This is a genomic window from Pantoea sp. 1.19, from assembly GCF_001922585.1.
Taxonomy (GTDB): Bacteria; Pseudomonadota; Gammaproteobacteria; order Enterobacterales; family Enterobacteriaceae; genus 1-19.
The window spans coordinates 1-965 of the sequence record NZ_MRBS01000034.1 but is presented as its reverse complement, the minus strand read 5'-3'; the positions used below and the strand labels follow the sequence as shown (position 1 = coordinate 965).

The window sequence follows — 965 nt, the reverse complement described above, 5'->3', positions numbered from 1 at the left end:
AGCCGGGCTCCAACCCGAAAGGTTACGAGTTCATCAACGACATCAAAGGCGGTGTGATTCCTGGCGAATACATCCCTGCGGTGGACAAAGGTATCCAGGAGCAGCTGAAGTCTGGTCCGCTGGCCGGCTATCCGGTAGTGGATCTGGGGGTTCGCCTGCACTTCGGTTCTTACCATGATGTTGACTCCTCTGAACTGGCGTTTAAACTGGCCGCTTCTATCGCCTTTAAAGAAGGCTTTAAGAAAGCAAAACCAGTTCTGCTTGAGCCGATCATGAAGGTTGAAGTAGAGACTCCGGAAGAGAACACGGGCGACGTTATCGGTGACCTGAGCCGTCGTCGTGGTATGCTGAAAGGACAAGAGTCCAACGCAACTGGCGTTGTGATTCATGCGGAAGTTCCGCTGTCCGAAATGTTTGGTTACGCTACTCAACTGCGTTCACTGACCAAAGGTCGTGCATCTTACTCCATGGAGTTCCTGAAGTATGATGATGCACCGAACAACGTTGCTCAGGCCGTAATCGAAGCCCGTGGCAAATAAGGCTACGGTTTAAACAATAGTCACTCCATGCCCTCGTCGATGATGGGGGCATAACACTAAGGATGATCGCCATGGCGAAAGAACAATTTCAACGTAACAAACCGCACGTAAACGTCGGCACCATCGGCCACGTTGACCACGGTAAAACCACTCTGACCGCTGCTATCACTACCGTACTGGCTAAAACCTACGGCGGTGCTGCGCGTGCGTTTGACCAGATCGATAACGCGCCGGAAGAGAAGGCTCGTGGTATCACCATCAACACCTCTCACGTTGAGTACGAAACCCCGACTCGCCACTACGCGCACGTTGACTGCCCGGGCCACGCCGACTATGTGAAAAACATGATCACCGGTGCGGCGCAGATGGACGGTGCAATCCTGGTGGTTGCCGCGACTGACGGCCCGATGCCGCAGACCCGTGAGC

The 965-nt window shown here is 54.1% G+C and carries 1 protein-coding gene and 1 pseudogene; both read left to right on the top strand.

The window, feature by feature from the left end; genetic code table 11:
- A pseudogene (fusA, locus tag BS626_RS17985) lies at window positions 1-539 on the top strand (elongation factor G); the annotation flags it as partial.
- 71 nt (window positions 540-610) lie between these two features.
- A partial coding sequence (locus tag BS626_RS17980) for a GTP-binding protein (protein WP_075183688.1) occupies window positions 611-965 on the top strand: 355 nt, incomplete at its 3' end.